This window comes from Thalassospira lohafexi (genome assembly GCF_002844275.1).
GTDB lineage: Bacteria > Pseudomonadota > Alphaproteobacteria > Rhodospirillales > Thalassospiraceae > Thalassospira > Thalassospira lohafexi.
The window spans coordinates 75,074-97,143 of the sequence record NZ_NXGX01000007.1 but is presented as its reverse complement, the minus strand read 5'-3'; the positions used below and the strand labels follow the sequence as shown (position 1 = coordinate 97,143).

21 protein-coding genes are annotated in these 22,070 nt (G+C 53.0%); 7 read left to right on the top strand and 14 right to left on the bottom strand.

The genetic code is table 11. The annotated features are described in order from the left end of the window. Positions 1 to 89: 89 nt before the first annotated feature. Positions 90 to 1,232 carry a ubiquinol oxidase subunit II gene (gene cyoA / locus COO92_RS17230; protein WP_022733302.1) on the bottom strand — a complete coding sequence of 381 codons (1,143 nt, stop codon included), beginning with the start codon at positions 1,230 to 1,232 and terminating at the stop codon, positions 90 to 92. A 440-nt stretch (positions 1,233 to 1,672) separates the two neighbouring features. Here cyoA and COO92_RS17225 point away from each other — a divergent pair, with 440 nt between their 5' ends. Next, positions 1,673 to 3,013 (top strand): MFS transporter, encoded by a 1,341-nt coding sequence (locus tag COO92_RS17225; RefSeq protein WP_101304160.1) that lies wholly within the window; start codon positions 1,673 to 1,675, stop codon positions 3,011 to 3,013. Between the two features lie 89 nt (positions 3,014 to 3,102). On the opposite strand, the gene COO92_RS17220 is transcribed toward COO92_RS17225, so the two are convergent. Next, the gene (locus COO92_RS17220; RefSeq protein WP_101304158.1) at positions 3,103 to 3,795 is read right to left on the bottom strand and encodes a glutathione S-transferase family protein; all 693 of its coding nucleotides are present in this window, start codon (positions 3,793 to 3,795) and stop codon (positions 3,103 to 3,105) included. Positions 3,796 to 3,949: 154 nt separating this feature from the next. Between COO92_RS17220 and COO92_RS17215 the strand changes: the two genes are divergently transcribed. Both COO92_RS17215 and zigA read left to right on the top strand, forming a co-directional pair. Then, positions 3,950 to 4,642 (top strand): glutathione binding-like protein, encoded by a 693-nt coding sequence (locus COO92_RS17215; RefSeq protein ID WP_101304156.1) that lies wholly within the window; start codon positions 3,950 to 3,952, stop codon positions 4,640 to 4,642. 139 nt (positions 4,643 to 4,781) lie between these two features. Continuing rightward, positions 4,782 to 6,002, top strand: coding sequence for a zinc metallochaperone GTPase ZigA (gene zigA / locus COO92_RS17210; RefSeq protein ID WP_101304155.1), 1,221 nt, complete (start codon positions 4,782 to 4,784; stop codon positions 6,000 to 6,002). A gap of 59 nt (positions 6,003 to 6,061) precedes the next feature. Here the strand turns inward: zigA and COO92_RS17205 are convergent, their stop codons facing one another. Beyond that, positions 6,062 to 7,735, bottom strand: a complete 1,674-nt coding sequence (locus COO92_RS17205) for a methyl-accepting chemotaxis protein (protein ID WP_240626490.1) — start codon at positions 7,733 to 7,735, stop codon at positions 6,062 to 6,064. A 185-nt stretch (positions 7,736 to 7,920) separates the two neighbouring features. Here COO92_RS17205 and COO92_RS17200 point away from each other — a divergent pair, with 185 nt between their 5' ends. Beyond that, positions 7,921 to 8,430, top strand: coding sequence for a TspO/MBR family protein (locus COO92_RS17200; RefSeq protein WP_101304151.1), 510 nt, complete (start codon positions 7,921 to 7,923; stop codon positions 8,428 to 8,430). 86 nt (positions 8,431 to 8,516) lie between these two features. Here the strand turns inward: COO92_RS17200 and COO92_RS17195 are convergent, their stop codons facing one another. Both COO92_RS17195 and COO92_RS17190 read right to left on the bottom strand, forming a co-directional pair. Further along, the gene (locus tag COO92_RS17195) at positions 8,517 to 9,338 is read right to left on the bottom strand and encodes a DUF3750 domain-containing protein (RefSeq protein ID WP_101304367.1); all 822 of its coding nucleotides are present in this window, start codon (positions 9,336 to 9,338) and stop codon (positions 8,517 to 8,519) included. 148 nt (positions 9,339 to 9,486) lie between these two features. Continuing rightward, positions 9,487 to 10,464: a helix-turn-helix domain-containing protein gene (locus tag COO92_RS17190; protein WP_101304149.1), complete on the bottom strand. Its 978-nt coding sequence runs from the start codon at positions 10,462 to 10,464 to the stop codon at positions 9,487 to 9,489. A 316-nt stretch (positions 10,465 to 10,780) separates the two neighbouring features. Here COO92_RS17190 and COO92_RS17185 point away from each other — a divergent pair, with 316 nt between their 5' ends. Then, positions 10,781 to 12,238 (top strand): aldehyde dehydrogenase, encoded by a 1,458-nt coding sequence (locus COO92_RS17185; protein WP_101304148.1) that lies wholly within the window; start codon positions 10,781 to 10,783, stop codon positions 12,236 to 12,238. 169 nt (positions 12,239 to 12,407) lie between these two features. On the opposite strand, the gene COO92_RS17180 is transcribed toward COO92_RS17185, so the two are convergent. From COO92_RS17180 to COO92_RS17160, 5 genes are read right to left on the bottom strand one after another with little or no spacing between them, the layout of a single operon-like run. Continuing rightward, positions 12,408 to 12,881: a YaiI/YqxD family protein gene (locus COO92_RS17180; protein ID WP_101304146.1), complete on the bottom strand. Its 474-nt coding sequence runs from the start codon at positions 12,879 to 12,881 to the stop codon at positions 12,408 to 12,410. Positions 12,882 to 12,919: 38 nt separating this feature from the next. After that, positions 12,920 to 13,648, bottom strand: a complete 729-nt coding sequence (locus COO92_RS17175; RefSeq protein WP_101304144.1) for an amino acid ABC transporter ATP-binding protein — start codon at positions 13,646 to 13,648, stop codon at positions 12,920 to 12,922. Further along, on the bottom strand, positions 13,635 to 14,288 hold the full coding sequence (locus COO92_RS17170) for an amino acid ABC transporter permease (RefSeq protein ID WP_101304142.1): 654 nt from the start codon (positions 14,286 to 14,288) through the stop codon (positions 13,635 to 13,637). Before COO92_RS17170 ends, COO92_RS17175 begins: the two co-directional genes overlap by 14 nt. Continuing rightward, positions 14,281 to 14,952 (bottom strand): amino acid ABC transporter permease, encoded by a 672-nt coding sequence (locus COO92_RS17165; protein ID WP_101304140.1) that lies wholly within the window; start codon positions 14,950 to 14,952, stop codon positions 14,281 to 14,283. The genes COO92_RS17170 and COO92_RS17165 overlap by 8 nt, the downstream gene beginning before the upstream one ends. 37 nt (positions 14,953 to 14,989) lie before the next feature. Continuing rightward, positions 14,990 to 15,772, bottom strand: a complete 783-nt coding sequence (locus COO92_RS17160; RefSeq protein ID WP_101304138.1) for a transporter substrate-binding domain-containing protein — start codon at positions 15,770 to 15,772, stop codon at positions 14,990 to 14,992. 200 nt (positions 15,773 to 15,972) lie between these two features. Here COO92_RS17160 and COO92_RS17155 point away from each other — a divergent pair, with 200 nt between their 5' ends. After that, a complete protein-coding gene (locus COO92_RS17155; RefSeq protein ID WP_101304136.1) occupies positions 15,973 to 16,650 on the top strand; it encodes a FadR/GntR family transcriptional regulator in 678 nt (225 codons plus the stop codon). A gap of 86 nt (positions 16,651 to 16,736) precedes the next feature. Here COO92_RS17155 and COO92_RS17150 read toward each other — a convergent pair whose 3' ends face one another. Both COO92_RS17150 and COO92_RS17145 read right to left on the bottom strand, forming a co-directional pair. Continuing rightward, positions 16,737 to 16,946, bottom strand: coding sequence for a cold-shock protein (locus COO92_RS17150; RefSeq protein WP_008892034.1), 210 nt, complete (start codon positions 16,944 to 16,946; stop codon positions 16,737 to 16,739). 80 nt (positions 16,947 to 17,026) lie between these two features. Continuing rightward, the gene (locus COO92_RS17145) at positions 17,027 to 18,844 is read right to left on the bottom strand and encodes a DEAD/DEAH box helicase (RefSeq protein WP_101304134.1); all 1,818 of its coding nucleotides are present in this window, start codon (positions 18,842 to 18,844) and stop codon (positions 17,027 to 17,029) included. A gap of 343 nt (positions 18,845 to 19,187) precedes the next feature. Here COO92_RS17145 and COO92_RS22110 point away from each other — a divergent pair, with 343 nt between their 5' ends. Continuing rightward, positions 19,188 to 19,574, top strand: a complete 387-nt coding sequence (locus tag COO92_RS22110) for a hypothetical protein (protein WP_165792391.1) — start codon at positions 19,188 to 19,190, stop codon at positions 19,572 to 19,574. Between the two features lie 150 nt (positions 19,575 to 19,724). Here COO92_RS22110 and COO92_RS17135 read toward each other — a convergent pair whose 3' ends face one another. Both COO92_RS17135 and COO92_RS17130 read right to left on the bottom strand, forming a co-directional pair. After that, positions 19,725 to 20,936: a YeeE/YedE family protein gene (locus COO92_RS17135; protein WP_101304133.1), complete on the bottom strand. Its 1,212-nt coding sequence runs from the start codon at positions 20,934 to 20,936 to the stop codon at positions 19,725 to 19,727. Between the two features lie 108 nt (positions 20,937 to 21,044). After that, entirely contained in the window at positions 21,045 to 21,968 is a 924-nt protein-coding gene (locus COO92_RS17130; protein WP_101304131.1) for a sulfurtransferase, read from the bottom strand. Positions 21,969 to 22,070: the final 102 nt, after the last annotated feature.

The window sequence follows — 22,070 nt, the reverse complement described above, 5'->3', positions numbered from 1 at the left end:
AATTACTCTTCTTTCAAATGCAGCAATACACCGGCTGTCCGGTGCTAAAACCGCGAAGGGCCGGTTGGGATCCCCCAACCGGCACTGCTTCAGAACCCTGTCGAAACGCCTGACGGCGCAAAGCTCATGGCACGATCAGATGCCTGCACGCGATCAAACAGCGGCAAAGCATTCAAATCACCGGCAAAACCGCCTTCCGGGGTCGTGCACAAGGTCGCCACATAGGATTTGCTCTCGGGCAATGGCTGGCTTCCGCGCATGCGCGGCACGTCATAGGTCAAGGACATGACGTTATAAATACCGGCCAGACCACCACCACCGTTCTCGTCAATGGCCATCATCTCGTTCATGCACATTTTCGACTGATCGACGCACATGTTGAGGATCGCACCATAAAGTTCCGGATCAACCGAACTGAAATAGTGGATCGGCTCATCGATACTCGGCTTTTCAAGCTCAAGATACTCGGAACGACCAAGGAAGTTCTCGTCGGATTTCACTTTCGAAACCCAATCTTCAAACCCTTCTTCGCTCAGACCGTGGAATTTAAAGCGCATGTGGGAGAAACCCTCACCGCTGTAATTCCCAGAGAAGCCGTCATAAACGCCTTCTTCGTTGATCACGGCATGAAGTTTGGTTTCCATGCCGGCCATCGAATAAATCTGACCTGCGAGTGCAGGAATGAAGAAGGAGTTCATGATCCCCGAAGAGGTAATCTTGAACTGGATCGGTGTGTCGATTGGCGCCGCGAGCTCGTTAATGGTCGCAATGCCCTGTTCCGGATAGAAGAACAGCCATTTCCAATCAAGGGAAACAACTTCAACCACCATTGGTTTGTGGTCTTTGGCAAGCGGCCGTTCGGCATCAATACGGTCCAGCGGACGATACGGGTCAAGCGTATGCGTCGTAACCCAGGTAATTGCACCAAGGGCGATAATGATCACCAGCGGGGCCGACCAGATGACAACTTCCAGCTTCGTGGAATGGTGCCATTCAGGATCGTATTCCGCGTCCTTGTTGCCCTGACGGTATTTCCAGGCAAAGAAAACCGTCAATGCCATCACCGGAACGATGATCAACAGCATCAGGATCGTGGACACGATAATAAGATCGGACTGCTGGGACGCAATATCACCCGACGGGTCGATCACAACCAGGTTGCAACCGGCCAGAAGCGAAAACATCGAGGTTACAGTGACGCCGCGTACAAGTTTTGAAAGCATGCGCTTCATACTTTGTCAGTTTCTGGAAGATGTTCTCACAGGTAACCATATACCTGCAAGCCGCACAACGACCCATCGAAGATCGCCACACGTCGTACCCTACCGCAACGGCATATAGGAAGTGTCATCCTAAACATCCACGAAAAGGGCACAAAAACAGCAAATTTTTTTCAAAAACCTGCCAAGGTGGAAAGTCGCGGCAATTGCTATAGCTGCATCGCAGCAATGTCAAGGTACGCGCCATGCATAGCAGGGTCTTAATGACAATTATCATCCCAATGTAAACCGTGCGTTGTGCGTTGCAGAACAATAATTGACACTGACGTTTGCAATTCACATGTCTATACTTAGACTCGATCCAAAGTCGTATCGCCTTTCGAGCCGGATTTGTGATCCAATCAAAAGCAGTTAGGGCCCCAAAGGCCCGACCAGTGAATAGGGAGAACGGCGTGAACCAAACAACCGAAAACTACGCGACCGCCACCTCGTCAGGTTTGGAACGCGACGCACGCCAGCAATATGCCGGCGATGCACATGATCCTGGTCAGATTGCGCTTGGCGTAATCATTGGCCGTACATCGGAATTTTTCGACTTCTTTGTTTACTGCATCGCATCGGTGCTGGTGTTCCCGCAATTGCTGTTTCCCGGTGAAACGGCACTGATGGGCACCATGTATTCCTTTGCCATCTTCTCTCTGGCCTTTATTGCCCGCCCGATCGGCTCACTTGCCTTCATGACGGTTGACCGGCATCACGGGCGCGGTGTCAAACTGACGATTGCCATGTTCATGCTTGGCGGGTCAACCGCGGCAATGGCTTTCCTGCCCAGCTTTGATTCCGTGGGCGTCTTTGCCATTTACCTGCTTTGTGCCTTTCGCTTCCTGCAAGGCGTTGCATGGGGCGGCGCATGGGACGGGCTTGCTTCCCTTCTCGCACTCAATGCCCCTGACAACCGCAAAGGTTGGTATGCAATGATCCCGCAGCTGGGCGCACCGCTTGGCTTCATGCTGGCATCCTCGCTGTTTGCCTATCTGATCCTGACCCTGCATCCTGACGACTTCCTGGCCTTTGGCTGGCGCTATGCCTTCTTCGTGGCTTTTGCCATTAACGTGGTTGCGTTGTTTGCCCGCCTGCGTCTGGTGGCAACGTCGGAATTCGGTCACCTTCTTGAACAGAACGAATTGCATGCCGCCCGCGTCATGGATACGCTCAAACATAACGGTCGTACCGTTCTGCTGGGCGCGCTGGTGCCGATGGTAAGCTACGCGCTGTTCCATCTGGTCACTGTCTTTGCGCTTACCTGGGTGTATCTTTATGCCGACGGCAATGCAGGCCAGTTCCTGCTGACCCAAGGTGTGGGTGCGGTACTTTGTGCCTTTGGCATCATTGCATCAGGTTTCATCGCCGATCAGCTCGGTCGCCGTCGCCTGCTAGGTTACAGTGCCGGGATCATCCTTGCTGGTGCGATCCTCACACCGCTTCTTTACACCTATAACATCATCAATGAAGGCATGATTGTTCTGGGTGGGTTTGCGGTTCTTGGCCTGTGCTTTGGTCAGGCGGCCGGAACACTGGCATCAAACTTCAAGCGCGAATACCGCTATACCGGTTCGGCCCTGACGTCCGATCTGGCATGGTTGCTCGGTGCGGGCTTTGCCCCACTGATCGCGCTTTATCTGTGTGACAAGTTTGGCCTGCCGGGTGTCGGTGCGTATCTGATGTCCGGTGCAGTTGTGACCCTGCTGGTTCTGCAGTTCAACAAACAGTTTGGTGCCAAGACCACCGACTGATTGCGAAAAAATATCTGCCAAACAAAACACCCCCGACCATTGGCTCGGGGGTGTTTTTTAAGAGTTTCTTGCCCAGCGGCGTGCTGAAATCAGCTGTAGTTCGACGGGAACATCGCGCGCTTGGCGTCTTCGTCCATTTCAGTTTTAAAGCTGTGGCCTTTGCCAACGTCGCGCGCGCTAATCGCTGCAGGCAGTGTATTCATCTTTTCGAACCAGCGCTTGATGTTCGGATATTTGTCCATCACATCCGGGTTCTTGTGAACGAACGGTGCCTTATCGATCCAGCCCCAAGCTGAGATATCAACAATCGTCATCTCATCACCATCGATGAAGTCACGGCCTTTCAGGTGGTCTTCTAAAACTTGATAATGGCGCGCAATTTCGTTGCGATAGCGGTTCACACCATAATCGCTGCCTTCTGGGGCGACATGTTGAAAATGAACCGCTTGCCCGGAAAACGGGCCGATACCGGTGGCAATGAACATCAGCCACGACAGGAACTCGCCGCGATCTTCGGCTTTGCCAAGGAGCTTGCCAGATTTTTCGGCGAGGTACAGCAAGATAGCGTTCGAGTCAAAAACCCGGACTTCCTTGCCACCCGGACCGTCGGTATCAACAATGGCGGGAACTTTGCCATTTGGGTTGATCGCGCGAAACGCCGGATCATGTTGCTGGCCTTTGCGGGTATCGACCGGCAGCACCTCGTATGCAAGGCCGGAAGCCTCGAGCATCATCGAGATTTTCTGGGGGTTCGGCGTCGGGTGAAAATAAAAGCGGATCATCAAAGTCTCCTGACAGGCCAGCTTGTTTACACAAAGCTGTGACCTGATTTTGCATTATGGAATGATCGTTTTAAATTGACCGAAAGGTTCGTAATTGGCAAGCTCTGATTATCGAAATTGCCACCAAACAAAGAATTGAAGGAGCCACCTTCCCATGATTGATCTTTATTACTGGCCGACCCCAAACGGCCATAAAATCACGCTGTTTCTTGAGGAAGCCGGGCTGGACTATAAAATCCACCCGATCAATATCGGTGCGGGTGACCAGTTCAAACCCGAATTCCTCGCCTTCTCGCCCAACAACCGTATGCCCGCCATTATTGACAATGATCCAGCCGATGGCGGTGACGCGATTACGGTATTTGAATCCGGCGCAATCTTGCAATATCTGGCGGAAAAAACCGGCAAGTTCCTGCCGACGGATGTGCGCGGGCGGAAAACAGTGATGGAATGGCTGTTCTGGCAGATGGGTGGCCTTGGCCCGATGGCCGGACAGAACCATCATTTTGGCAGCTACGCGCCAGAAAAAATCCCCTATGCGATCACACGGTATGTCAATGAGACCAACCGCCTTTATGGTGTGTTGAACAAGCGCCTTGAAGGCCGTGATTTCATTGCTGGCGACGATTACACCATTGCCGATATGGCATCTTATCCTTGGATCGTCAGCCACGAAAAACAGCAACAGGACCTCAATGATTTCCCGAACCTGAAACGCTGGTTTGAAAACATCGGGTCGCGCCCCGCGACCATTGCCGCCTATAAAGCAGGCGAAGGGTTACGATCCGGCGAAATGAGTGAAGCAGACAAAAAAGTCCTGTTTGGTCAAACTTCAAAAACAACTTAACCAACGCATCCGAAAAACCGTTCTAATGTTAACCCCGCCCCACCGGTGGGGTTTTCTTTTGTGCAAAACTGATTGCATCAGAAACACGAACCAAATATATGTTACGTTATAACATAACATATATTGAGGAGATCGCAGCATGACGCATAACCGCCTTCCGGTCACGGTGCTGTCTGGTTTTTTGGGCGCAGGCAAAACCACATTACTAAATCATGTTCTAAACAATCGTGACGGACTTAAGGTCGCGGTGATCGTTAATGACATGAGCGAGGTCAATATTGATGCTGACCTCATCCGCGAGGGTGGTGCGGAACTTTCGGCGATGGATGAAAAACTTGTCGAAATGACCAATGGCTGTATCTGTTGCACATTGCGAGATGACTTATTGGCGGAAGTACGCCGTCTTGCCGAAACAGGGCGGTTTGATTACCTGCTGATTGAATCAACAGGCATATCAGAGCCGCTTCCCGTCGCTGCCACCTTCAATTTTCGTGATGAAAACGGCAAATCATTGGGCGATATTTCAAAACTTGATACCATGGTCACGGTTGTTGATGGCGCACGCATGGTCGCCGACTACAGTTCGACCGATTTTCTCAATGATCGTGGCGAAAGTCTGGGCGAAGAAGATGACCGCAGCATCGTCGACCTTCTGGTCGATCAAATCGAATTTGCCGATGTCATTGTTTTGAACAAAACGGATCTGATTGATCCATCGGAACGCAAAACTGTTCTTGGCATTATTCGCGCGCTAAATGCAGATGCGCGTATCCTCGAAACAGAACATGGCAAGGTTGATCCGAAAGATATCCTGAACACTGGTTTGTTTGATTTCGAACGTGCCCAGGACCATCTCCTGTGGGCCAAGGAACTTTATGGTTTTGCCGATCATGTTCCCGAAACCGAAGAATACGGCATCACAAGTTTCACGTTTCGCACGCCGTTTCCGTTTCACCCCCAACGCTTTCATGACTTTATAAACAGTGAATGGCCAGGCGTTGTTCGCGCCAAAGGTCATTTCTGGATCGCAACTCGCCCAAGCTGGGTTGGTGAAATCAGCCAAGCTGGTGCCGCGGTAAAGAACGAGGCATTGGGCACCTGGTGGAGTGCGGTGCCGCGTGAAAGATGGCCTGACAACAATGAATGGCGCGACCGGGTTTTATCAAACTGGGATCCGGTCTTTGGCGACCGAAGACAGGAAATTGTCTTTATCGGCCTTTCTGACCACATGAATGAAGCGGCCCTGCGCGCGCGACTTGCCTCCTGCCTGATTGATGAAGACGAAACAGTGATCGGCGGAAAGTTTATACCCAACCGCTATCAGGACCTGCCCGATCCATTCCCTTACTGGGGCACATAATAAAAGAGCCGCCAGCCGATACAATCAGCTGGCGGCTCTTTGCGTTGCATCATTCGTACTTAGGCGCTGCGAACTTCTTTTAGGAACGCCTCAACAGCCTCGTTCAGCTCATTGGCCTGCTGTCCCAAGCCCTTTGCAAGTCCCAGCACTTCGCCAGAAAGCTTTTCAGACTCATCGGCCGCACTCGACACGCCGGTAATGTTTTCCGAAACATCCCGTGTACCATGGGATGCCTGTTCAACATTTCGGGCAATTTCCTGAGTGGCGGCACCCTGTTCTTCAACCGCGGCTGAAATGGTCGTGCTTGATCCATCCAATTGACGAATGGTCTCGGCAATTTCGGCAATCGCATCAACCGCATTGGATGTTGCAACCTGAATACCCTCAACCTGTGTTCGGATATCATCGGTTGCCTTCGCCGTTTGATTGGCAAGGTTTTTAACTTCGTTGGCAACAACAGCAAACCCCTTGCCTGCGTCACCTGCACGCGCGGCCTCGATCGTCGCGTTCAAGGCCAGAAGATTGGTTTGCTCCGCGATGTTGGTAATCAGGGACACCACTTCGCCGATCTGGTTTGCGGCTTCTGCCAGCAGTTCGATTTTCTGATGCGTATCTTCGGACGTCCGCACAGCACCATTTGCAATCTCGGCTGAATGGGCGACCTGATTGCTAATTTCGGCAATAGATGCGCTCAGTTCTTCGGCGGCAGCAGACACCGTTTCCACATTGCTCGACATTTCTTGTGATGCGGCCGACACCACCGATGAACGCTGACCAACCTGCTTTGCTGTTTCTGACATCGCACCGGCAGAGGATTGCATGTTTGCCGATGCATCAATCACTTTGGCAACAACCTGACCGACACTGGCTTCAAAATTGTCTGCCATTTTACGCAAGGCTTCGCGTTTCTCGATCTCGGACCGGCGTTCCTGTTCTTCACGCTGAACGCGCATTTCTTCCATCTCGATGGTCTTGTCACGGAAGATTTCCATCGACCTTGCCAGATCACCGATTTCACTTTTCTGATCGGTATAAAGAACGTCGATCTTATGATCCCCGCCAGACAGACGGATCATGTTGTCGGAAATGGCAAACAGCGGGACCGTAATCCCGCGACTGATCATCAGCGAAATTCCAACAACTGCAATTAAAACAGCCGCGGCAACACCGGCCATCACCATCAGGCTTTTCATAAAGACCGCGTTGACGTCATCGATATAAATGCCGGTTGCAACAATCCATCCCCAAGGCTTAAACGCCTTTACGAACGAAAGCTTCGGACGGGTGGCGTCCCCATTGGGAACCTTGTAGGTATAATCGACAAAGCCCTGACCATCTTCCTTGGCAACGCGTGCAAACTCGCGGTAATGGAACTTGCCTGCACCATCTTTGGCGTCGATAAGGTTTTTGCCAACCAAATCGGGTTTAATGTCATGAATGAGTACTACTGGTGTATAATCGAATACGAAGAAATAGTTGGTTTCATCGTAGCGCAATGCCGCAACGGCACCTTTGGCCGCATCCTGCGCCTGCTCTTTTGTTAAAGCGCCTGATTTCTCAAGCTCATGAAAGTGATTGATAAGAGAAATTGTCGAATCAACAAGGTTTTGCGTTTTCGCCTTGCGATCTTCGAGCATGTTATAGCGCAGTTCGGTTAAACCGAACGCCCCAACCAGCAAAGCAGCAAGAATAGCACCCGCCACGATTATCATCAGGCGTGTGCCGATTTTCATGGAACTTAATCTAAGCATTCTGTTCCCAACCCTAAATAGTTGCTATTATTGAAGTGCATATGTTTGATCGAAAACTGCCCTTACAAGTGGGGTAAAAAGTTATTTTTATCCCACTCCCTAGAAAAACGTGTTTCCAAACAACATCATAGACAGCAACATCACCCAAAACACAACCAGGAATACAAATGACCCAATCGGACCCATCGGGCTTCGCGCCCGATCAACGCAGTAAAATCTTTGCCCTGATTGCATTTATGGTGCTGTGCCTGATCATTTCTGCTGCGGGTGGTGCGGTAACAGCGACCAGTGTGCAAGGCTGGTATACGACACTTGAAAAGCCGTTTTTCAACCCGCCCAATTGGTTGTTTGCTCCGGTCTGGACTATGATTTATTTCATGATTGCCTTTAGTGGCTGGCGGGCATGGCTTAAAGGCGGGATTGCAAATGCCAAGGTCGCCTTTGGGATTTATGGCGCTCAGCTTTTGCTGAACCTTGCCTGGTCATTCCTGTTCTTTGGGGCTCAATCCCCGTTTCTTGGCCTGATTGACATCATTCCACTTTTGATCCTGATCATTATTAACGCTGTGATGTTTTGGAAAATAGACCGGCTGGCCGGAATACTCATGGTGCCCTACGCACTCTGGGTGAGCTTTGCCATGCTTTTGAACGGATCGATTTACTTTCTAAATACCTGACATTCCAATCCACTTAACAGCGCACACAGAAAAGCCCGTAGCACCTTTCGGCCTACAGGCTTTTTTCTGTCCACGCATGATCGCAATTACTGCACGACCTTCGTCCCGTCAGCCTCAGCTGTCTCCGCGCCAGCATCGGTTTCAGGTTGGGCAACATTGTCCATGCCAAGACGGCCAATAGAGGGTAGGCGCAAGGCTGGCCGGTTAAAATCAATCCCGACATTCAATCCAAGAAGATTAAGTTCGATCCCTTCTTCCAACCCGACAGAAAACCCAAACACACCCAGAAGATTTGCCTGAAAACCCTGACCGCTTGATGACATCCCCACCGGGTTTGTGATCCGTCGGTAGTCCTTGCCAATTGCATTGGCTGGCATATCAAGGTCCAGATCGGGCACTTCACGACCAATATGGGCAACAAAGGTGTTGCTGTTGGGGCCCGGATAACTGCGATAGGTGCTTGGGAACGGATAGCTTTGAATGGCGGCTTCGATCTGTGGGATCAATTGCGCGGCCGCCTCGCCGCGTTGATCAACCAGCACTTGCGGCTTGGAACCAAACCAAAGCCCATCAGGCAGCGCATAATTCTTGCGCACCACATTGCCGCCGCCCCAGCCCACCACATCATAGCGGCTATAACTGGTTTCACCGGCACGTTTGAAAATCACCCACGGATGAACGGCAAAATACCCGCGCCACCCGAATGTATTGGCCGCCATAACCATGATGACGGCCTGATTTTTAAGGGCTACCGGATCTGGTGCCACGCCTGATGAGTGGCGCGGTGCCGTGCGCCATGTGTATTTTTCTTTGGTTTTCTCGCCCGGCGGGTCTTCGGCCAAACTGATCCCGAACGGCAACACAAGTACTGCCAGAAGGCCAAGAAGTAGGGTTCTGCCTTTTTTCACCAAATAATCCTGTCTGAATTCAACTGCGATGACGTTTTGTCTATACTGGTACGATGACAGACGAGAAATAAGATCAAAAAATGGCATAGCAAGTCAGCAGGTCGTTCAAAACCCTGTGAGACGTCGATACATTTTCACGACAAACACCTTATGGCCAAGCAGCAAAGGTATTATCAGGAACCCGTTCTTCGGCCCGGCGCAAGCGGCGATATGCCCCCGGTGCCTCCCCGATATAGCGTTTGAAAAACCGACTGAAATAGGCCGGATCACGAAATCCCAAACCATATGCAATCTGCGCCACGCCCAGCGGGGACTGTTCCAGCCGCATGCAGGCATCCCGAATGACCCGCTCATGCACGATCATAAGTGGCGGCTTGCCCGTCGCACGCAGAACCGCCGATCCAAGTCGTCTTTCACTGATGCCAAGCGCGCGAGCATAATCGGCAACATTCCAGTGTTCGCGAAAATGCAATTCCAGAACCTGCAAAAACCGCTGAAAGGTGATGGAGCCCGGACCATGCTGATGACGTTGTTGTTCCATCACCCCCTGCGCAAGACGTACCACCATCGTCAGAATAACCTGAAGCTGTGCTCCGACCACCACGCTGGCCCCCAGCGCATTATGCATCAGTTCGGATCTGATCGCATCAAAGCTACTGCTTAAAAGCGCGTGATCACGGTCGCCGTCAGTCAGGGAAACCACATGGACGGTATCGGCAGCAAAACGCAGCGGCAACCCGCCGCCCGCTGCCCCTGCGATGCCCCCACCCGGGTTCCCGCAAGAGCGTGCGACAAGATCATCTGCCACTGATAGCACATACCCATCGGCCCCCGCTGTGACCGAAACCGCCTGTGTCTCGCCAAGTGGCAACCAGATCAATGCGGGTGCTTTTGCCTCAATTGTACCCTGGCGCAATTGGATTTGCGCACGCCCGGACAGGAGTAATACGCCATAGCATCGATCCCGACGCCCCGGATCATTCATCACCCATTGCTGGGCGGACAGGCTGCGATCAAACCTGTCGATCATGGCCTGACTTGTTACCGGCATCGGATTGGCAAAAAGTGAGTCGCCCGACTCTACAGCACTGGAAACAGGTACAAATTGGGTAGATCTGTTATCCATGCCATTTTCACCCGGTGTTATTCCAAATAGTTATATGCATAAATGTACAATTTTTCGTCTTAAAATGTCAATTTAGGTATCTTTACATTGGATGCGTTCCATCGCCTACTAAGGGCACGCTTGAAATAACGACAAAAACAAAAACACACAAAAATTTGCGCTCCCATTATTGTGCATTTGCGAACTAATGGGCGGGAGGGTACGCATCTATTTACTTTGATCCCCAAAGTAGAAACTGATCTATCTTTGCCTACCCCTCTGAAATCAAGGCGCAATCAGGAAAACCATCTCTTTCACGAGATTCGGAGGAAACGCCATGAATGATGTCAAATTGTTGATTAATAACGAAGACGTCACCGCTGCGAACAACCGTACGTTCGAACGTAAAAATCCCGTCACCGGCAAAACCGCAACAGTTGCCGCCGCCGCCAATGCTGCTGATGCCCGCAAGGCCGCCGATGCAGCCGCTGCGGCCTTCCCTGAATGGTCAAAAATGGGCCCGGGTGCGCGCCGCAAGATATTGCTTAAAGCCGCCGACATTATGGAAGCCAAGGGCGATGAATTTGGCCAGCTGGTTCTTGATGAAACCGGCAGCACACGCATGTGGGGTGGCTTTAACGCCCATCTGGCGGCAAACATGCTCCGCGAAGCCGGTGGCATGACCACCCAGATTCAGGGTGATTTGATTCCGTCCGACACGCCGGGCCTGATGGCCATGGGCATCCGTCAGCCGGTTGGTGTTGTTCTGGGGATTGCCCCGTGGAATGCTCCGGTTATTCTGGGCACACGCGCGATTGCCATGCCGTTGGCATGCGGCAATACCGTGATCCTTAAGGCGTCTGAACTTTGCCCTGCCCTGCACCACCTGATTGGGCAATGCCTTGTCGAAGCGGGTGCACCGGCCGGTGTTGTCAACGTCGTGACCAACGCCCCCGAAGATGCTCCGGAAATCGTCGAAGCCCTGATTGCCCATCCGGCAGTCCGTCGCATCAACTTTACCGGTTCAACCCGTGTTGGGCGCATCATCGCCAAGCTCGGCGCTGAACACCTTAAGCCGGTTCTGCTTGAGCTTGGTGGCAAGGCACCGTTCCTTGTCCTTGACGATGCCGACCTTGACGAGGCGGTCAATGGTGCAGCCTTTGGCGCCTATATGAACCAGGGCCAGATTTGCATGTCGACCGAACGTCTGATTGTCGACAATGCGGTTGCCGATGACTTTGTCGCCAAACTGGCCGCCAAAGCCAAAACCCTTACGGCGGGCGATCCGGCCAAGGCTGAAAACATCCTTGGGGGTGTGGTCAGTGTCGAGGCGGTCAAACGCATCGAAGAACTGGTTGAAGACGCCGTATCGAAAGGTGCCAAACTGGTTGCGGGTTCAGGCAAGGCCAAAGACGGTGTGCTGATGGATGCCACCCTTCTGGATCATGTGACGCCAGCAATGAAGATATATTCCGAAGAAAGCTTTGGCCCGATCTGTGTCGTCATTCGTGCGGGGAACGAAGACGAAGCAGTTCGCATTGCCAATGACAGCGAATATGGCCTGTCGTCTGCGGTCTTTTCAACCAACATTCCGCGTGCGATGGACGTTGCCAAACGTATTGAAAGCGGCATTTGCCACATCAACAGCCCAACCGTTCAGGACGAAGCCCAGATGCCATTTGGCGGGGTTAAATCTTCGGGGTATGGCCGTTTCGGATCAAGAGCATCGATTGATGAATTCACCGAAATGCGCTGGATCACCATCCAAAGCGGCAAACGCCACTACCCGTTCTAAACCGGTAAAACCAAACACGTTGGGCGGAACCTTCGCCCGGCAGCCTCGTTGAATATTCAGTTACGCAGGGGGGAAGCCTGATTTGTACTAAGTTCCCTTACAAATCAGGACCTGTGTGCGGGCCGCCCAATGCCAAGTGCTTGGGCGGCCCGCAGCTTTTAAGGGGGAGTTAACCGCGCAAAACGGCTTGCATCATGACTTCAAGTGCACTGGAAAACTTTGATCTGTCTTTCTGGGTAAAGGCCGCATTGCGCCCCTGCTCACCCGTGACTTCGCGCATATGGGCGGCAATTTCGCGCCCGGCAAGTGCATTGCCAATATTGGCTTCGGTGAATTCCTGCCCGTTGGCTTTAAGAACCCGCGCGCCAATTTCAAGCCCGCGCGATGCCAGCGGAATATCACTGGTGACAATCACATCACCCACATGGGCGTTCTCGGCGATCCAGTCATCGGCCGCATCGGGTTCGGGCGGCACAATCACATTTCGGATCAATGGATTGCGTGATGGACGGATGCCACCGTTCGATACCACGATCATCTCGATCCGGTGGCGTTCAGCCACACGTTCGCATTCGGCCTTTACCGGACAGGCATCGGCATCAACAAACAAACGCGGGCGGGTCTTTTCATTACTGTCGGTCATGGCGCGATCATCCGCAGACCGCGACCAAAGTCAAGCAATCAGGCCAACCCACCGACAAAACTTGAAAGTTCCGGTGTTTTCGGATTGGCAAAGACTTCTTCCGGGTCGCCGGTTTCGTGAATGCGGCCCTGATGCATAAAGACAAGCTTGTCACACACTTCACGCGCAAAGCGCATTTCATGGGTTACCATGACAAGAGTCATGCCCTCTTCTGCCAGTTGCCGCACGACCGCCAGCACCTCGTTAACCAGTTCGGGATCAAGTGCGGATGTGACCTCGTCACACAAAAGAACCTTGGGCTTCATGGCAAGTGCCCGCGCGATGGCTACGCGTTGCTGTTGCCCACCCGAAAGCTGGTCCGGATAATGCATCATCTTGTCGGCCAAACCGACCTTGATCAGCATTTCTTCTGCGACTTTCCTGGCATCGGCCTTCGATTGCTTTTTGACCACCTGTGGCGACAGCATCACATTTTCAAGCGCGGTATAATGCGGGAAAAGGTTGAACTGCTGAAACACCATGCCGACCTGCAGACGCAATCCCAGAAGATCCGCATCGCGATCACTGATTTTCTTGCCATCAACTATGATGGCACCATCATCAATGACTTCAAGCCCATTGATCGTCCGCAAAAGCGTGCTTTTGCCAGATCCGCTTTTGCCAATCAGCGCGATCACCTGCCCCTCATCAATTGAAAGGTCGATCCCCTTAAGGACTTGTAGCTCGCCAAAACTTTTATGGATGGCATGTAATTCAACGAGCGACATGACGAAACTTCCCTTCGAGGTGGCGGGCAAAAAGTGACAGCGGATAACAAATCAAAAAATACATTACAGCGACAAAGCCATAAACGGTGAAGGGTGCGTAAGTCGCATTGGTAATCATCGTGCCCGCCTTAGTCAGTTCGACAAAGCCAATGATTGATGCAACCGCCGTTCCCTTAACCACCTGTACTGAGAACCCGACCGTCGGGGGAACCGCAATGCGCATGGCCTGCGGCAAAATGATGTAGCGCATTTGCTGAGTAAACTTCATGCCAAGGCTGGTCGATGCTTCCCACTGCCCCTTACCAATAGCTTCGACACACCCACGCCAGATTTCGGTCAGGAATGCGCTTGTGAACAATGTTAACCCCAACATCGCCGCCATCCAGGGGGATATATCCAGCCCAATAAGCGGCAACCCGAAGAAAACAATGAACAGCTGCATCAAAAGCGGCGTGCCCTGAAACAGTTCGACATAACAGCGAACAAGCCCCTTTGCCCATGCGCCTCCTGCTGTGCGGGCCATTAAAAGTAACAGGCCAACCAAACCACCCAGAACAAAAGCAGTCAGGGATAGCAACACTGTCCAGCGCGCAGCCATCAAAAGATTATAAATGATATCCCAATTTGAAAATTCAGACATGACGCCGCCGTTCAAACAGATAGTTGCCAAGAACCTTCAGCACCATCCGAAGCAGGATCGACATCACCAGATAAATACCGGTCACGATGAAATAAACTTCGAACGCACGAAAATTAAGAGCCTGAATATAGTTCGCCCCAAAGGTCAGCTCTTCGGCGGCAATCTGCGAACAAACAGAAGATCCCAACATCACAATCACGATCTGACTGGAAAGTGCCGGCCAGATTTTCTGAAGCGCAGGCAGGATGATCACATAGCGAAAAATCTGTAGCCTGTTCATCGCAAGACTTTGCGCGGCTTCTAGTTGCCCGTGTGGCACCGCCTGAATGCCCGCGCGGACAATCTCGGTCGAATAGGCACCGAGATTGACAATCATGGCCAAAACAGCGGCCTGAAATTCGGTCAGCTTCAGGCCCAACGCCGGAAGTCCAAAGAAGATAAAGAACAATTGAACCAGAAACGGGGTGTTGCGAATCAACTCAACATATACACCGACAATCTGGCTGACCACCGGGGTGCGTGATGCACGTGCCCACGCCCCCATGATGCCCAACCCAACACCAACCACTGCACCGACAACTGTCAGCTCAGTGGTCAGAATGGCACCGTCCAACAGTAATTCCCAATGCGGCACGATGGCGCCAAAGTCGAATGCATATGCCATTGATCTGCAACGATCCCCTTCCGTCAGGTCAAAATGCCTAGAGTTCTTTCGGCAACGGAATACCAAGCCATTTCACGGCAATCTCATTGAGGCTGCCATCCGCAATTGAAGTAGCAATGATCTCATTGATCTTTTCCTTGAAGGCGGCTTCATCTTTGTTCAAACCGACATAGCAAGGAGAGTTTTTGATCAGGAATTTCGGCTCTGGCTTACGCGGCGGATCACGTTCAATGATTGCTGCCGCCGTCACATTTCCGGTGGCAATCAGGTCAACCTGGCCCGACAGGAATGCCGAAATCGTGCCGTTGTTATCTTCGTAGCGTTTGATATCGACATCCGACGGCGCAATTTTCGAAAGTTCAAGATCCTCAATCGCCCCACGGGTTACACCGACCGACATGCCCGAAAGATCCTCAGCCTTCTCGACTGAAAAATCCGCCGGACCAAAAACACCATTATAGAACGGTGCATATGGGTCACTAAAATCAATGACCTTTTCGCGGTCCGGGTTTTTGCCAAGACTGGAAATCACCAGATCCACCTTGCCGGTGGTCAGATACGGAATACGGTTGCTTGACGCGACCGGGACAAGCTCCAACTCCACACCAAGATTCTCGGCAATCAGTGCCGCCATATCAATGTCATAGCCTTTTGGTTGCATGTCTGTGCCAACCGTACCAAAAGGCGGAAAGTCTTGCGGAACCGCAACTTTCAAGACACCCGCCTCAGCAATGGTATCAAGCGCGCCTGCCCAAGCAGCCCCCAAGGGAGCTGTCAATATCGTCGCCGCGGCGACGGCCACTTTCAAGAACTGTTTCATTTGCCTCTACCCGTTTTGCCAAGAGAATTTTGCATATTTTTTAACCGAAATATAAAACTGCATATTTATTCATCTAATGTCTATGAATATTTTGTTCTTCAGCATAAATTCAGTTCCTATAAACAGTTATTCATCGGAAAACCGGGAATTTTAGGATAGAAAAAGACACTCAACTGGTCTGACCAGATGCAAGGATGCAAATGAAACGCAGTGAAACAGCGCCAGAACGGGCCGCACGAGACATTCGAAACCTGATCAAACGTCGGGAGTTAAAGGCAGGTGAGGCCCTGCCCGCCCAGCGCAGCCTTGCCGCCGAGCTTGGCATTAGCCGCACCAGCCTGCGCGAGGCACTTGCCACACTCGAAGCTCTGGGCATGGTTCACACCCATGCAGGCAAAGGCGTCTTCGTTGCCGACCGTAAAACCCACATCCCGCTTGATCAGCACCGCAACCAGCAGGCAGCACAGGTCTATCAGTTCAGGTTAGCTATCGAACCCTATGTCGCAGGCCTTGCCGCCCAAATGCGCACCAACGAACATCTGGCAGCGCTACAAGACAGCATCAGCGATATGCGCGATGCGCTTGATGGCGATGACCTGATTGCGGCGGCCACCGCCGATACGGAATTTCACGAAATTCTTCTGGCCGCATCGGGCAACCCGATGTTTGCCGACGCCATGCATCCAGCCGCACACATCATTCACGAAAACCAGATGCTGCCTTTCGCCAACGCGACCGCCATAGCAGCCCCTTTATCGGAACACGAACAGGTTTTGCGGTTTGTCCGTGAACACAATCCTTCCGGCGCGCGCGATGCCATGCATTTTCATGTATTAAGTGCTGCGACCAGAGCACAGATCGCTTTTTTACGCCCCTAAAGCAAAACCCCCACCCGGTTTCCCGGATGGGGGCTTCACTTAACTTCGTTTAACTCGGTGCCATTCACTCGGAATGGCAAGCCAAATTAAGCAGCCGTCAGGTCGTCAGCCGAAACGCGGCCCGAACGTGAGTCGGTACGCAGTTCGTAATTGATTTTGTCGCCTTCCTGCGGGTGACCCATACCAGCGCGTTCAACGGCGCTGATGTGCAGGAATACGTCATTTCCGCCTTCGTCCGGCTGAATGAAACCAAAACCTTTAGTTGCGTTGAACCATTTAACGGTACCTGTTGCCATCTTTAAATCTCCTTATCGAGTATTGATTGGCGTTTTGACACACCCCGCTTGGGTGCGCCTATCTTTGTTCGATAATCAAATCAGGCGCGGTCGCGACTTCTCTGATTATCGGAAGGTTTGTTGCGGCTCGCACCACCTGGCTGCCCGCCAGATTGTGGGCCACGATGATTGCGATTGCGGTTTGCACCGCCGCGCTTGCCTTGCGGATTGGCATTTCCGCGGCCATTGGCCCCGTTGCCATTCGCGCGGCGTTCTTCCGTACTGCCCATAAAGGACAGGCCAGAAGAAATTGCATTGCCGTTCTGCGCGCCATCACGGACGTTCCCGTTGGAATCGACCTTTTTGGCTGGGCGCTTACGACTATCAGCTTGACCAGCACCGTTTCCAGTGCCGTTACCACGGCCGTTCGCCGGCTTGGAACTGATCCCGCCTTTGTAACGACTTTTCGATTTTTCCAGAGCCGGGTTTGCAGCGACTTTGTCATTTGTGCCTGTGTTGGCGTTGGTGCGGCCTTCGGCATCACGACGCGGCGCTGCCGGACGGGCATCATCACGTTCGCGACGCGGACCAGCGGCACGCTGCTCGGACCGGTCATTACGACCAGAAGCAGCCTGACGATTTCCGCCACCATTGCCACGGCCGTTTCCACGACCATTTGCACCAGCACCACGACCACCGTTACCGCGTGACTGACCACCACCGCTTGAACGACGACCGCGATTGGCATCACGTGCATCTTCAGGATCGGCTGCCTGTTCGGCTGCGGCCTTGGCATCACGACGGTCAATCACGGGGATCGTCTGGCGTGTATTTCGTTCGATATCGCGCAGCAGACCGCGTTCTTCTGCATCACAAAATGCAATCGCGGAACCACTGGCACCACCACGGGCCGTACGGCCGATACGGTGGACATAACTTTCAGGCACATTCGGCAGTTCAAAGTTCACAACGTGGGTCACGCCGTCAACATCGATACCACGTGCAGCAATATCGGTTGCCACCAGCACACCAATCTGACCGTCCTTAAAGGCGTTCAGGGCGCGTTCACGCTGGTTCTGACTTTTATTACCGTGAATGGCTGCTGCACTGATCTTGTTTGCCTCAAGATGACGGGCGACACGATCGGCACCACGTTTGGTCCGGGTAAAGACCAATGTGCGTTTGAATGCAGGATTATCAAGAAGCTCGGCCAGAAGCTGACGCTTGCGGGTCCGCTCAATCAGGTAAACCGATTGTTCGACACGTTCTTGCGTGGTGGAAACCGGGGTTACCGACACCTTCACCGGATCTGACAGCATATCGCCTGCCAACTGGCCAATCTGGCCGGGCATGGTTGCCGAGAAGAACAGGTTCTGACGCTTTTTGGGGAGCATTTTGACAATGCGTTTGATCGGCGGCAAGAAACCGAGATCAAGCATATGGTCAGCTTCATCAAGCACAACCACATCCACGTGGGACAGGCTGAGTTTTCCGCTATCAACGTGATCAAGCAAACGACCCGGCGTGGCGACAAGCACCTCAACACCCGGTACAATAGCCTTGATCTGCGGACCAGGCGCAACACCACCAACGACCACGGCAACGCGGACGTTCAAGAAGCGACCATAGGCACGGAAGCTGTCACCGATCTGCGCGGCTAGTTCGCGCGTCGGGGCCAGAACCAGCACACGGCAGGAACCTTTGGGAGTACGGCCTTCGGATTTCGAAAGGCGATCAAGAATCGGCAACGCGAAAGCTGCCGTCTTGCCGGTACCGGTCTGAGCGATACCAAGCAGGTCCTTGCCTTGTAGCAGGGACGGAATGGACTGCGCCTGAATTGGGGTGGGCACATCATAGCCTTCATGCGCTAGTGCACGAAGAACCGGCTCGGCCAGGCCGAGTTCGGAAAACTGGGTCAAATAAGGGTAACTCGTAATTGTTGGGCTGCAGACAGCTGGGAAAAATCCCGGTAAAATATAGTAATCAGGTCTGCGCCTTGTAGTTCAGGAAGCATCCGCGTAGCTGGATACTTCAATACGTTCTTCCGACAATCACTCAACAGTGTGGAACTTTCGTTCCCTCTACGCTTCTGGAGCGATCAAATATCGAAGACACCATGCACAGAGTTTTCACCGCTTGTCAAACGTCATATTCATGCAAGATCAGAGTTTTATCCGCTCCGACCCGGCGCAACAGTGCCACCGGGCGCATAAACCATAGCATTCAACCGCTAATTCACCGAACACGGATTTGCCGCGCCGCATGGATTATATGCGCCACAAGGGCTGGCAGAAGCACATGGATTGGCCGTTGACGGCGCACAAGGGTTATAAGCAGCACATGGATTCCCTGCCCCGCACGGGCTTGCTGCGCATGGATTCGCACCGCAAGGATTTACCCCACCAGCAGCGCACGGGTTCGCCCCACATGGATTATAAGCGGCACATGGGTTTGCCACAGAACAAGGGTTACCCGCCGAACATGGGTTGTATGCAGCACAGGGATTCGCCCCACACGGCGCAGCTGCACAAGGATTATATCCCGCACCACAAGGATTGGCACCACGCGGGTTTGCCGCACAGGGCGCCGCGCCACATGGATTTGCAGAACACGGGTTGGCTGCACATGGATTCGCGCCACAAGGATTAGCAGCACACGGATTACTCCCCGCGGCCGGAAGTTTGGCCGGGGCCGGGTTGGCGATCGCCGGAATATTTGCCGTATGGCTGTAATGGTCGAGTGCAACCGCACCCGTAGCAGCAAGGAAGACCGCCCCAAACAGAAGTGTGTTTTTCTCGCTCATTTTCGAAAACCATCCATTCCAAACACAGGACGCAATGCAATACCGACCCAACTGCCGGCAAACGCCAGCACAAACCACAACCAGCCATGCAGGCTGCCCGATGCGATTCCGCTAAAGAACGCGCCAATATTGCAGCCAAATGCCAAACGCGCACCATACCCCATCAGCAACCCGCCAATGACCGCAGCCAGAAGTGACGCCAGCGGCACACTGACTTTCGGCGCAAACTTACCCGCAAGGGCGGCAGCAAAGGCTGCGCCGATAACGATGCCAAAGTTCATCACCGATGTAGTGTCGGCCAGAACCGAGTTGCCCAATGCCTTGGCCGGGCCTGCCCAATTCCAGAACTCCCATGTTTCCACCGGAACCCCGGCGAACTGGGCAATCTTAGCCCCCCAAAGGCCAAAACCAAACGTGATCGACCACGGATGACCGGCAATCAAAAGGGTTGCAACATTAAGCCCCGCCAACAGCAAACCGGTCCAAACCATCGACCACGGCCCATGGAAAAGACGGGTAAGATTACTGTGCTGCGCGGCTGGCGTTGCTTCAAGTGCCCCATGCGCACGTTTTTCAATAATCACGGTCAAAAGTGCGATCAGCACCAAACCGGCAAACGTCACCGCAAGACCACCGCCGATGCCAAATTCACGACCCAGGCTAATCGGTGGCAAGGATGGCAGTTCAAGCCACATCGGCAAATGGGCGGTGCCAACCACTGCGCCGACGATAAAGAACACAAGGGTCAGTAACATGCGCGCACTTCCACCGCCCACGGTGAACAATGTGCCCGACCCGCAACCACCCCCAAGCTGCATGCCAAGACCGAACATAAACGCCCCGATCAAGACCGAGGTGCCAACAGGGGCAACCGCGCCAACAATCGGATTTCCAAGCGGGCTTCCAAGGGCAAGCATCGGGATAAAGGCCGCCGCCGCAACACCGACCATCAAAAGCTGTGCGCGCATCGCACGTCCGCGCTTCTCGACCGAAAAACGGCGCCAACCGCCCGTAAAGCCAAAGGATGCATGGTATAGCGAAACGCCCAGTAGCCCGCCAAGACCGTAAAGCACGGCCTGATGCAGATCGACCGCTTGGGCAATCGCAACGCCTGCAAGGATAAACAGGATGGCCGTGACCAAGGCCGGGCCCCTCTCAAAATCAAAACCCGGTTTGGCCGGGCGCGCAGAAAGTGTCGTTTCAGACATGGTGACGCTCAATAACGTTAAATGAATTCCACAAATGCGAACGGAACCGGGGCCTGCCCGGTTCCGTCCGACATGATCTGGCCAATAGCAGTGCCTGAAAAATCCCGATTATTCCGGGATCACCATTTCACGGCTTGGATCGGCAGCCCATTCGGTCAGGGAACCATCATACATGGCTGTGTTCTTATTGCCCATCACTTCGGAAAGACCGAACCATGCAACCGATGCCCAATGCCCGGTATTGCAATAGGTGATTTCCTTGGCATCGGACGAAACACCGGCATCACCGACCAGTTGCGCAATCGTATCAGATGCGACAAAGGCACCGTCCTGATCGCTGTAAAACTTCGACTGGGAAATGTTTTTTGCCCCCGGAATGGCACCATTACGGGCAACAACACCGCTTTTTGCATCCCCTTTAAACTGTGACTCTGGTCGCGCATCAATCAGGGCGACACCATTGGCTTGCGCCTTGGCAACGTCATCAGCGGATGCCAGAAGTTCCGGACGGAAGTTGGCGTTAAAGGCGACTTTGGTCGGTGCCACAGCGTCTTTGGACACAGCCTTCCCCGCAGCAAGCCAGGCGCGCTGGCCGCCATCAAGAATGGTCACGGCATCATGGCCAAGCACCTTAAAAGTCCAATACACGCGTGTCGCAGCACCAAAGTCGGAGCTGTTCTGCCCCGCCGGGACGACAACAACCTGTTTGTCGTTATCGATGCCAAGTGCGCCAATACGACCTGAAATCACGTCGACGGGCGGCAGCATGCCAACAACATTGTCGACCTTCGCACGCCAGCCAAATTTACCATAGGGCGCATAAACCGAACCGGGAATGTGACCGGCATCATAGGGGCTGCCCTCTTTGGTCATTGAACGGATATCAACAACAACCAGCGACGGGTTATCAAGGTTTGCTTCAACCCAGTTGGAATCCACCAGTGGCTTTTCGGTCAGACGCGCAGCCTGAGCAGCGCTACCGGCAAAAACAAATGCGGCTGCGGCAACCGCAGAAAGAATGAGAGAACGCATGGGGCCTGTCTCCATATTTCAAGAATGTCATAAATCTGTAGAAGAGATGTAATCACGCAGATAAAAATGTCAATAAAACTAATTATACATTTTATTTTTGTT

What these genes read in the sequence shown, in the direction of transcription:
- cyoA (WP_022733302.1), bottom strand. Translation starts at nt 1,232, where the DNA reads ATGAAGCGCATGCTTTCAAAACTTGTACGCGGCGTCACTGTAACCTCG.
- COO92_RS17220 (WP_101304158.1), bottom strand. Translation starts at nt 3,795, where the DNA reads ATGATCCGCTTTTATTTTCACCCGACGCCGAACCCCCAGAAAATCTCG.
- COO92_RS17215 (WP_101304156.1), top strand. Translation starts at nt 3,950, where the DNA reads ATGATTGATCTTTATTACTGGCCGACCCCAAACGGCCATAAAATCACG.
- zigA (WP_101304155.1), top strand. Translation starts at nt 4,782, where the DNA reads ATGACGCATAACCGCCTTCCGGTCACGGTGCTGTCTGGTTTTTTGGGC.
- COO92_RS17205 (WP_240626490.1), bottom strand. Translation starts at nt 7,735, where the DNA reads ATGAAAATCGGCACACGCCTGATGATAATCGTGGCGGGTGCTATTCTT.
- COO92_RS17200 (WP_101304151.1), top strand. Translation starts at nt 7,921, where the DNA reads ATGACCCAATCGGACCCATCGGGCTTCGCGCCCGATCAACGCAGTAAA.
- COO92_RS17190 (WP_101304149.1), bottom strand. Translation starts at nt 10,464, where the DNA reads ATGGATAACAGATCTACCCAATTTGTACCTGTTTCCAGTGCTGTAGAG.
- COO92_RS17185 (WP_101304148.1), top strand. Translation starts at nt 10,781, where the DNA reads ATGAATGATGTCAAATTGTTGATTAATAACGAAGACGTCACCGCTGCG.
- COO92_RS17180 (WP_101304146.1), bottom strand. Translation starts at nt 12,881, where the DNA reads ATGACCGACAGTAATGAAAAGACCCGCCCGCGTTTGTTTGTTGATGCC.
- COO92_RS17175 (WP_101304144.1), bottom strand. Translation starts at nt 13,648, where the DNA reads ATGTCGCTCGTTGAATTACATGCCATCCATAAAAGTTTTGGCGAGCTA.
- COO92_RS17170 (WP_101304142.1), bottom strand. Translation starts at nt 14,288, where the DNA reads ATGTCTGAATTTTCAAATTGGGATATCATTTATAATCTTTTGATGGCT.
- COO92_RS17165 (WP_101304140.1), bottom strand. Translation starts at nt 14,952, where the DNA reads ATGGCATATGCATTCGACTTTGGCGCCATCGTGCCGCATTGGGAATTA.
- COO92_RS17160 (WP_101304138.1), bottom strand. Translation starts at nt 15,772, where the DNA reads ATGAAACAGTTCTTGAAAGTGGCCGTCGCCGCGGCGACGATATTGACA.
- COO92_RS17155 (WP_101304136.1), top strand. Translation starts at nt 15,973, where the DNA reads ATGAAACGCAGTGAAACAGCGCCAGAACGGGCCGCACGAGACATTCGA.
- COO92_RS17150 (WP_008892034.1), bottom strand. Translation starts at nt 16,946, where the DNA reads ATGGCAACAGGTACCGTTAAATGGTTCAACGCAACTAAAGGTTTTGGT.
- COO92_RS22110 (WP_165792391.1), top strand. Translation starts at nt 19,188, where the DNA reads ATGGATTATATGCGCCACAAGGGCTGGCAGAAGCACATGGATTGGCCG.
- COO92_RS17135 (WP_101304133.1), bottom strand. Translation starts at nt 20,936, where the DNA reads ATGTCTGAAACGACACTTTCTGCGCGCCCGGCCAAACCGGGTTTTGAT.
- COO92_RS17130 (WP_101304131.1), bottom strand. Translation starts at nt 21,968, where the DNA reads ATGCGTTCTCTCATTCTTTCTGCGGTTGCCGCAGCCGCATTTGTTTTT.